This is a genomic window from Candidatus Glassbacteria bacterium (assembly GCA_019456185.1).
Lineage (GTDB): Bacteria > Gemmatimonadota > Glassbacteria > GWA2-58-10 > GWA2-58-10 > JAJRTS01.
Genome location: VRUH01000025.1, coordinates 1 through 10,270, shown reverse-complemented (window position 1 = coordinate 10,270; position 10,270 = coordinate 1). Strand labels below are relative to the sequence as shown.

6 protein-coding genes are annotated in these 10,270 nt (G+C 54.5%); all 6 read right to left on the bottom strand.

The window, feature by feature from the left end; translation table 11 throughout:
* Positions 1-206: 206 nt before the first annotated feature.
* Positions 207-674 carry a hypothetical protein gene (locus tag FVQ81_10430; protein ID MBW7996961.1) on the bottom strand — a complete coding sequence of 156 codons (468 nt, stop codon included), beginning with the start codon at positions 672-674 and terminating at the stop codon, positions 207-209.
* 359 nt (positions 675-1,033) lie between these two features.
* The gene (gene nifJ / locus FVQ81_10425) at positions 1,034-4,657 is read right to left on the bottom strand and encodes a pyruvate:ferredoxin (flavodoxin) oxidoreductase (GenBank protein ID MBW7996960.1); all 3,624 of its coding nucleotides are present in this window, start codon (positions 4,655-4,657) and stop codon (positions 1,034-1,036) included.
* 324 nt (positions 4,658-4,981) lie between these two features.
* Positions 4,982-6,592 carry a sodium/solute symporter gene (locus FVQ81_10420; GenBank protein MBW7996959.1) on the bottom strand — a complete coding sequence of 537 codons (1,611 nt, stop codon included), beginning with the start codon at positions 6,590-6,592 and terminating at the stop codon, positions 4,982-4,984.
* 6 nt (positions 6,593-6,598) lie between these two features.
* Positions 6,599-8,659, bottom strand: coding sequence for a hypothetical protein (locus FVQ81_10415; GenBank protein MBW7996958.1), 2,061 nt, complete (start codon positions 8,657-8,659; stop codon positions 6,599-6,601).
* A gap of 90 nt (positions 8,660-8,749) precedes the next feature.
* Complete coding sequence (locus FVQ81_10410; protein MBW7996957.1) at positions 8,750-9,748, bottom strand: nucleoside hydrolase; 999 nt, start codon at positions 9,746-9,748, stop codon at positions 8,750-8,752.
* Between the two features lie 36 nt (positions 9,749-9,784).
* A partial coding sequence (locus FVQ81_10405) for a glycerophosphodiester phosphodiesterase (GenBank protein MBW7996956.1) occupies positions 9,785-10,270 on the bottom strand: 486 nt, incomplete at its 5' end.

Here is a 10,270-nt window from a genome sequence, read left to right as displayed (position 1 = left end):
GACACATGGGTCCGCCCCTACACACGCTTAGAAAAAGCCCCTGATGTATGTAGCGAACGATCTCCCGGTCACCAGTGCCAATAACCGTCATATAAAAGGCTCTAGATATTTAATATTCTCTAACTCTAATATACAAGGGGCGCACCCGCGTGTGCGCCCGCTTTCCTTTGGTAAACTTCAGGCATAATTTAAGACAGCAGCAACCTTCAATCCCGCTTAGTCACCACGTAACGCATGAACGTAGTATTCAACGGCTTTCCGCCGGCCCGGCGCACGAGCGTGTTGATCTGCCCGCGGTGGTGAGAGCCGTGGGTGACAAGCTGCATCACGATCTCGCAAAGCGCGAAATTCGCCTCGCTGCCGTCGAGTAGTTTTGCCCTGTACACTCTGTCAGACCAGTTATCCTCGAGTTCGGCCAGGAATTGATCCCAGCGTTCCTGCGCTCTCTGCCCGATTTCCCCGCACTCGTCAAGACTCAGCTCGGGGAACAAGTCGATCTCCCCCTCGGTTTTGCCTATCCGATCCATCCAGACGTCCCACCCCATGTGGATATGGGCCAGCAGGGTCACCGCTTTCGGCGCTTTGCCAGTCACCGGGGCCAGGGATTGATGGGTTTGGGCGTTGGCCCAGCGGTCGTAGGCGATCAGGCGGTGAAGTAAAGTTGTTCCGTCCATTTTATATCCTCCTTCATTACAGGTTTAAAAACTCTATCCCTGTAAAAAAGCGAAAAAACACATCCCCCTGTTTCCCCTTTGCCAAGGGGGATTCAAAGCTCAAAACGCATAACCCGCGATCAATCTACAACCCGGCATGCTTTTAATTGTATCCGCTCAGAAAGGTACACATTACAATTCCCCCTTGTAAAGGGGGGTGGCCCCGATAAATCGGGGGCGGGGGTTGTCACCCAAATCAAACCAAGCATTGATGAAGCTTCCTGCGAGGCGTGTAACTTTCGTTCACCAAAAAAACCGGGAACGCACACTCAAGCTACGTCCCCGGTCATCGGGTTGCAATCACTCAATCACGGTGGCGACTATTTTTCACCGTCGCCGTCGCCGTCGCCGTCCTCGAACTCAAAATCCCTGCCGACCTCGCTCCAGTCGATCTCGCTGAGCTTCTTGTAATAGTTCCAGCGGTTGCTGACTGCTTTCTGCGCCTGGGCCATCAGCATCTCGGCGCGTTCGGGATCGGAACTCAGCAGGGAGCGGTAGCGGATTTCCTTGAACGCGTAATCGCGCACCGGGATAGTCGGCTCCTTGGAGTCGAGATGCAGCGGGTTCTTGCCCTCGGCCGCCAGCCGCGGATCGTAGCGGTAGTTGATCCAGTGTCCGCTGGCCACCGCCCGTTTCTGGTTGTCCATGCTGGTGGTCATGTTGATCCCGTGGGCGATACAGGTGCTGTAGGCGATAATGACCGAGGGTCCGGGATAGCTCTCGGCCTCCATGAAGGCCTTGACTGTCTGGGCCATGTTGGCGCCCATGCAGATACTGGCCACGTAGACGCTGCCGTAGTTCATCGCCATCATGCCCAGGTCCTTCTTGCCGATCGGCTTGCCGGCGGCGGCGAACTTGGCCGTGGCGCCCAGGGGCGTGGCCTTGGACATCTGGCCGCCGGTGTTGGAATAGACCTCGGTGTCGAGCACGAGGATGTTGACATCCTTGCCGCTGGCGATCACGTGGTCCAGACCGCCGTAGCCGATATCGTAGGCCCAGCCGTCGCCGCCCACGGCCCAGACACTCTTGTTGACCAGGAAGTCGATCACCGTCAGCAGCCGTTTGACCTCCACCATGTCCCGGCCCTCGAGCTCGGCGCGCAGCTTGTCAATCCGCCCGCGCTGGGCCTCAATTTCCGCCTGGTCGCTCTGGTCGGCCGCCAGAATCTCGGCGATCAATTCCCTGGCGATACCCTGGCCGGCGATCCTGCCCAGCAGTTCGGTGGCGAAAGTATGCTGGCGGTCGGCGGTGAGGCGCATGCCGAACGCAAACTCCGCGTTGTCCTCGAACAGGCTGTTGCTCCACACCGGCCCGCGGCCGTCGGCGCGCCTGGTATAAGGCGTGGTGGGCAGATTACCGCCGTAGATCGAGCTGCAGCCCGTGGCGTTGCCGATCATCAGGCGGTCGCCGAAAAGCTGGGTCAGCAGCTTGACATACGGTGTCTCGCCGCAGCCGGCGCAGGCTCCGCTGAACTCGAACAGGGCGCGGGAAAGCTGGCTGCCCTTGACGTTGCCGAGGCTGTAGAGTTCGGGGTCCGTATCGGGAACCGCAAGGAAGAAGTCCCAGTTCTCGGCCTCCTGATCGCGCAGCGGGGCCTGGGGAGCCATGTTGATCGCCTTGCGGCCGGTGGGCTGCTTGTTCTCGTCCTTCTCCTTGCCTGGACATGTTTCCACGCATACGCCGCAGCCGGTGCAGTCTTCGGGCGCCACCTGGACGGTGAACTTCATCCCGGCGAACGCCTTGGTCTTGGCGTCGACACTCTTGAACGTTTCCGGCGCGCCCTCCAGCTTGTCGGCGTCGTAGGCCTTGATCCTGATCGAGGCGTGGGGGCAGACAAAGCTGCACTGGCCGCACTGGATACAGACGTCCGGCTCCCAGACCGGGATATCGACCGCGATATTTCGCTTTTCGTAGCGGGTGGTTCCCGTGGGGAACGTACCGTCGCAGGGCATGGCGCTCACGGGAAGCAGGTCGCCCTTACCCTCGATAATCCTGGCCGTCACATTCTGCACGAACTCGGGCGCGTGGGCGGGAACGGGGGGAATCATGCTGGTCTTGCTGGTGGCGCCGGCCGGCACGTCCACCTGCTCGATATTCTTCAGGCCCGCATCGACAGCGTCGAAATTCATCTTCACCACGCGCTCGCCCTTGCGGCCGTACGATTTCTCGATCGAGTTCCGGATCGCCTCGACCGCTTTTTCCACGGGCAGGATTCCGCTGATCTTGAAGAACGCGGCCTGCATGATCGTATTGATCCTGGCGCCCAGCCCGAGCTCGGAGGCCAGCTTGATCGCGTCGATCACGTAGAAATTAAGCTTCTTATCGATAATCTCCTGCTGGACCTCGACAGGCACCTTGTCCCAGACCTCTCCGGCCCCGTAGGCGCTGTTGAGCAGAAACGTGCCGCCCTGTTCTGCATTGGCCAGCATGTCGTATTTTTCGAGGAACGAGAAGTTGTGACAGGCGATAAAGTCGGCTTTCCTGAGCAGGTAGGTGCTGCGGATCGGCTCCTTGCCGAAGCGCAAGTGGCTGACAGTTACCGCCCCGGCTTTCTTGGAATCGTAGACGAAATAGCCCTGGGCGCAATTGTCCGTGTTCTCGCCGATAATGATGATCGAGTTCTTGTTGGCTCCCACCGTACCGTCACTGCCGAGCCCGTAGAACATCGACTTGTGCACTTCCTGCGGGATTCCGTAATCGGGGTCGAACTCGAGGCTGGTGTAGGTGACGTCGTCGTGGATCCCGACCGTGAAATGGTTCTTCGGCTTATCGGCGGCCAGATTGTCGAGCACGGCCTTGGCCATGGCGGCGTTGAACTCCGCCGAGCCGAGACCGTAGCGCCCGCCGACGATCACCGGGTAAGCGTCGAAGTTGACCAGGCCATCGCTCATGGCCTCGCCCACGGCGGTGCGCACATCGCCGTAGAGCGGCTCGCCCAGCGCACCCGGTTCCTTGGTGCGGTCCAGCACGGCGATCTTCCGCACCGTCACCGGCAGCGCCGCGGCCAGGGCCTCCATAGAGAACGGACGGTACAGGCGGACCTTTATCATGCCCACTTTATCACCCTGAGCGGCGCGGTAGTCCACCATCTCGTGCATCGCCTCCGCTCCGGAACCCATGATGATTACGATCTGCTCCGCCTCCGGGTGGCCGACATAGTCGAACAGCTTGTACTGACGGCCGGTGATTTCGGCCAACTTATCCATCTCCTCCTGCATGATGCCGGGAGCCTTGATGTAGTATGGATTCACTGTCTCGCGGCCGGTGAAATAAACGTCGGGGTTCTGCGAGCTGCCCTTGAGCGTCGGCCTATCCGGGCTGAGTGCGCGGGCTCTGTGCTCGGCGATCAGGTCTTCATCGAGCATCCGCAGCATTTCTTCACGACTCAGGCCCTCGATTTTCTGCACCTCGTGCGAGGTCCGGAACCCGTCGAAGAAATGCACGAACGGCACGCGGCTGCGCAGAGCGACCGCCTGGGCGATCAGGGTGAAGTCCTGCGCTTCCTGGACATTGCCGGAGCAGAACAGGCCGAAACCTGTGCTGCGGGTGGTCATCACGTCGGAGTGGTCGCCGAAAATCGAGAGCGCCTGGCAGGCCACCGAGCGGGCGGAGACGTGGAACACGGTGGGAGTCAGTTCGCCGGCGATCTTGAACATGTTCGGGATCATCAGCAGCAGGCCCTGGCTGGCCGTGAACGTGGTGGTCAGGCTGCCGCTGGTCAGCGCGCCGTGGACCGCGCCGCTGGCGCCGCCCTCGGACTGCATTTCGGTAACGTCGGGAATAGTGCCCCAGATGTTTTTGATCCCGGCCGCGCTAAGGGCGTCGGATACCTCGCCCATCCCGGATGAGGGCGTAATCGGATAGATCGCGATCACCTCATTGGTAGCGTGCGCTACGTTCGCCACGGCCGTGTTGCCCTCGACCATGATCATCTTCTTACTCATCTGAATCTCCCTAATGTACTTGAATTATTTTCAGGTATAAGCAGGTACACCACAATCCAGGGCAGTTTCTCCCCCGCCCTGTTAAACGAAAAAAACCGAGAAGGTTGCACGACAAGCGTGAATAATCAGGACAGCTCCCTGTGGTTATATATACCAGCTTGATAAAATTTTTCACAACAGGAATTTGCGGCGCCGGGGTAATCGGGTACGATATCGGGACGGCGGCGCATGAAGGGCCGAACAGTTTGCGAAAGTTAATTCAGAAAAGCGCTAATGTCAAGGACGACAAGACCAAAGAGCGAGAATGAGAGTTATTATTACACATCAGGAATTCAGCCGCTGAAACACGGCGAGGGCCAGGTAAACCAGCAGGATCGATCCAACCATCCCGGCCCACGAAACCACAAGCCAGCGCCGCTTTGACGGCGACAGGCCCGCCTCGCGGATGCCGAGGTCCGACGGGCGCCAGCAGATTTCCTCCACCACCTCGCGGGCCGCGGGCCTGGTCACGAGCGAGGTCAGAAACAGGATAGCCAGCGAAAGGAAAAATACGATTGCCGCCCGGTTGAAAAAACTGTCGTAAGGTGCGAACACCTGAAGCTTGAACAGCAGGCGGTCCACGATCTCGTTGAGCGCGAACCCGGTAATCAGGGTCACCGTGGCCGCCGCCGGCGTGGCCCGTTTCCAGAAGATGCCCAGCAGGAACAGCGCCGCCACCGGCGCGGCGAAATAAGCGTAGATATTCTGCACGATCAGGAACACCTGCCCGCGCTGGGCGGCGAAATACAGCCCGAACCCGACCGCTCCCAGCATGATCACCACGCTCACCAGGCGGCCGGTCCGTACCAGTTCCCGCTCATCGGCCGACTTATTCCACAACGGATGAATCAGGTCGAGTGTCGCCACCGTGCTGGCGGAGTTGAGCGCGGAGCTGATCGTGCTCATGACCGCGCTGGCCAGCCCGGCCATAATCAGCCCGGAAAGCCCCGCCGGCACCAGCCGGGAAACCAGCAGGGCGAACACGTGGTTCGGGTCCTGGCCCGGACCCAGCAGCTTGAACGCGATTATCCCCGGCAGGCAGATCACGAACGGCAGCACGAGTTTCATCCAGCCGGCGGCCACCCCGCCCATGCGCGCGTCCCACTCGCTGCGCGCCCCCAGGCAGCGCTGGACCATGAACTGGTTGGTGCAGACATACCACATGCTCGACGACAGCACGGTGCCCACAATCCCCAGAAACGGGAACTCCGGGTGGTTTGCCGGGAGGTACATGAAAAATTTCTCCGGCAGCCCGGCCAGCAGGACACCCAGCCCGCCAACCGCATCCAGGCCGAGCAGGGTTACTATCAATCCGCCGGCGAACAGGACGATAAACTGGACGAAATCGGTCCAGGCCACGCTGAGCAGGCCGCCGTAGATCGTATAAACGCTGGTCGTGACCGCGATAAGCAGGATCCCCCAGACCAGCGGCAGGCCGAACAGGGCCTCCAGCACCAGGGAGCCGGCGTACAGGATCGCGGCCATGAACGCCGTGATATAGGTCACCAGCGTGACAACCGCGTAGATATAACGGCAGGTGCGGTTGTAGCGGCGTTCCAGAAACTCGGGCATGGTGAACAGGCCGGAGCGCATGTAGTAGGGCAGGAAAACCCAGACCAGCAGGGTGTAGGTGAGCCAGTTGCCCCACTCCAGGTTGGCCACCACCAGCCCGACAGCGTAGGCCGAGCCGATCATGCCGACAAAATGCTCGGCGCTGATATTACTGGCGGTCAGCGAGGCCCCGATCACGTACCAGGGCAGCTTTCCTCCGGCCAGGAAGTAGTCGCGGCTGGTGGGTTTCTCGCGGCGGGCGATAAAGAGGCCGAACGCCACTATTCCGATGAAATAGAGGCTGAATAAAACTATATCTATCGCTGATAAAGCGATATTACAAATCCATGTTTAGTTATTATTGATAAGCTTAGAGCCGGACAATTCCCTCTCGAGCTCTCGAAAAAGATCATCATCAAATTCAAATTGTTTGCATAAATCCTTATATTTCTTTTTTTCCAAAAATCTCCAAATATTTCTGATATTTATATTATCCATATCTAAAACAGTTTTAATAAATGCAACAATTACAATTATCGATAAAGTGATCCAATAAGCCTTCGGCTCAATAGAATCCCAACCCTTTAGGTGAGTTATATAGATTCCAATTATAATACCAATAGTTGCCGCAGAAAAAACTAGCAATTTATATAACCTTATCTTACTTTTTGCCAATGCGAATAAAGTAGTTGAAGTTTTTGACATTGAAAAATACTCCGCCACTTTCGTTTCATTCTCCGATTTTTTTTGAACTTCAGAAACCTTCATTTCTGCTAGCGCTTTTTCTTCCTGTAATTGCCGCTCAAATTTCTTTTCCAAGTCTGCCAAATGAGACGCACTAGTTTCTTTAAGTTCTTTTATTTTATTTGCTATCTCTTCTTTATTTTTTTCCAACAGCCTGTTGTGCTTTACACATAATTCTTTCAATTCTGAGATAAATTCATCTGGGGATTCTGAAGCTTTTTTATTGAGTGGTTCCAAATTCGTTAATGTATTGTTAGCAATCTGAACTGATAAAGAAAAAACTTCTTCAGGCAGCAATTTATCTCCTGCATATTTGGAGATGTTATCATCCAACTCCTTTAGCAGTTTTCGTGAAGGCAAAGAGCTATTTATTGTTTCAGATATAAGTTTGGTTAATCCTATTTCCACAATTTCTGGCGAAAACAGCCGCGGGTTAGTGAGCCATAAAATATTTAACAAATAATCTGCGGGAATGGAGGCAAAAAGAGAACCCTCGGGATCAGATAGTAATTTTGCAGAGCCACTTTCAGGAAAAATTACAAACCAAGCACTGGACTCACAAAAATACTTAATAGTCTTATCTCTTCTTTTTTGATGGACATAGTGGATGGCGACGGCATCATGCAAAGCACCTTCAGGATTACTTTCCCTTTTTTTTAGCTTTTCATAAATATCAGTTTTCTTTACCTCCTCTATAAAGTCTCTTTCTAACATTACCGATTTGACATTGTAGTCATTCTCCAATCTCTTAGCCAAACTAGATGCGAATCTTATTAAATCGTTTGCCTTATAATTTTTCCTTTTGCAGGCTGCGTATACATCATCTGATTTTATCTGTTGCATTAGATTGAATGCACGAAATTCTCTTGCTTTTCTTCTTAAAAGCGCTGCCGTTTCTTCAATAGTTTCGGATAAAACAGCAATGGTATAACCCAACTTTTGGCTTAAATCCAGAACTTTCAAACTGGTATGCTCATGCTCCTGGGAACTCAAACCAAAAAGGCTAACAATAAATGAAGTATCTAATAGCAATTCACAATCGTGCTCAGTTTGCTCAATTTCCATCGTTAAATAACTTGCAATTATAGAACCCAAGTAGATCTTTTTGGCTGTTTCAAATAATTCTTTATTATCTTCCTGCAATTTTAATAAGAATTTAGCGTGCAGAAAATAACCAGCGTCTATCTTTGGTTCCTGACAATTTGCAAAGAATTCTGATAATGCCTTTGTGTTTTGATCTATAAAATCAACAACGGCGGGCATCTCGTCGCTTGTTGTGGTTTCATCTTCTACATATTTCTTAAATTCATCTTCCAGCAGGTTAATGTTTTTCTCTTGTTGTTTAATAATATCTTCGTAGTCTGCAAATATATACTTTTCCATCATAAAACCTCTATCGGAAAAGTATTTGAAACTCCCTGGTTGCTTTTCGTTTTCTTCAATGCTAATATTTCTAACCATCTTATCCAACAATGGATATGGTATATCCAACGAATATATTCTATCTGCTCTCTCCTTAATGTCAGATAAAATTCCTTCTTTTACTCCTTCTTCATTCAATTTAGACAAAGCTCTTTTTATTAAAGGAATAAATATTTCTCCTAAATCTTTTATTTCTTTCTGCTCATTAATCGCTGCGAGAAAACCATAAGTTACTTCTATATTCATTCGATCCTCCCGTACATTATGAGCTAACAATAACAATTTTATCCCAACCTATAATATCCATTATTAATTACATTGTCAACTCTCATTCTTTCACCTGTGGATCGGCTCGCTCAGCAGCCGGGTCATGAAAATTTCCCGCAATTCAGCGCCCTTGTCCCTGGGAATCTCGCGGCCGAGCAATATTCGTCCCTCCGGGTTGTCCTCCACGCGAAAACCGGGTAAAAAACCGCGTGGGCCGATTTCGATAAAGACGTGCCCCGGGGTTGTCTCCACCCAGCCGCCAAGCAGGTAGGCGAACACATTGAGGTCACTCACGTGGGGCAGCGAGGTGGCGTCCACCTTGTTGGTGCGCCACCACCTGATTGCATCGACCAGTAATTTTGCCGTGGGCAGCTTTGATTCCTCCAACCGCTTGACATCCTCCGCACGCGGGCCGCAGAAGCGGCTGGTGGACTCGGAGAGCAGCACCCAGGGTACGGCCGAGCGGGCGGCGGTGATCGCCGCAATCGGGTCGTAGCGAAGGTTCCAGCCGATACTGTGCTGTTCGCGGCTGAAACTGCCGCCGTTGGAGACAATCTGTTTCAGCTTGGCCGCGCTTTGGGGATAACGAGTAAGCAGCTGCCCGATATTGGCCATCGAGCCGATAGTGACCACGCTGACCTCGCCGGGATAGCGCTCGGCCAGGCGCGCGATCAGTTCATCGGCTTTGAGCAGCGACGGCGGCGGAAGTCCTTCCTCGTCCGGTGCGACCTCGCCATAGCGCACACCGCCGCTGAATCCCAGATAGGTTGTGTCCGGCAGGGGGATATTGCGCACGTAGCCCTCGGCCACCGGCAGCTCGGGGCGGCCGTAGAGCTGGGCTACTTTACGGGCCACCCGGCTGCGGGCGGCCACGTTGCCGTCCACCGTGGTGATCGCCAGCACCTCGAACTCCGGACTGGCCAGCGCGAACGCCGTGCAGAGGATGTCGTCGATATCCTCGGCGATATCGGTGTCGATGACGACCTTGATTTTTTCGGCTGACAGATCACTCCCCGCTGAACAAAGCACGAAAGCAGCGAATAGCGGAAGACCGTAGAAAGTTCGCATTGTTTCCTCCTGCTCTCAGGTACCGGCAGAGCCTCATCAGAGTCTGTCCGGGTAGTCGCAGAAAATTCCGTCGACTCCCAGAGCCTTGATCCGTGTGATTTCGTCCGGGTCGTTGACAGTGTAGACAAGCACTGGCAGGCCCTCGCGGTGACAGCGCTCCACCACCTCTGCGCTGACAGTCTTTTTGTTCAGGTTGACCGACCAGGCGCCCAGGCCGTGGGCGATATCGATAAAATCCACGGGCAGCTCATCGCCGAACAGCGGTGCGCGGCGGATACGCGGCTCGATCTCCTTGAACTCGGCCAACTGGTCATGGTCGAACGAACTGACCACGAAATTATCCCAGGGGATTCCTTTGCCCCCGGCAAACCGGCTCAAGATTTCCGCAACCGGCGCGGCGGTTCCCAAACCTTTCAGTTCAACATTAATCGCGCACTTATCTCCAATCAGCAGTAAAACCTCGACGAGAGTGGGTATTTTCTCTCCGCCACCGGCATCCAGTTCCTGCAGCTCCCGCAGGGA

What these genes read in the sequence shown, in the direction of transcription:
- FVQ81_10430 (MBW7996961.1), bottom strand. Translation starts at nt 674, where the DNA reads ATGGACGGAACAACTTTACTTCACCGCCTGATCGCCTACGACCGCTGG.
- nifJ (MBW7996960.1), bottom strand. Translation starts at nt 4,657, where the DNA reads ATGAGTAAGAAGATGATCATGGTCGAGGGCAACACGGCCGTGGCGAAC.
- FVQ81_10415 (MBW7996958.1), bottom strand. Translation starts at nt 8,659, where the DNA reads ATGAATATAGAAGTAACTTATGGTTTTCTCGCAGCGATTAATGAGCAG.
- FVQ81_10410 (MBW7996957.1), bottom strand. Translation starts at nt 9,748, where the DNA reads ATGCGAACTTTCTACGGTCTTCCGCTATTCGCTGCTTTCGTGCTTTGT.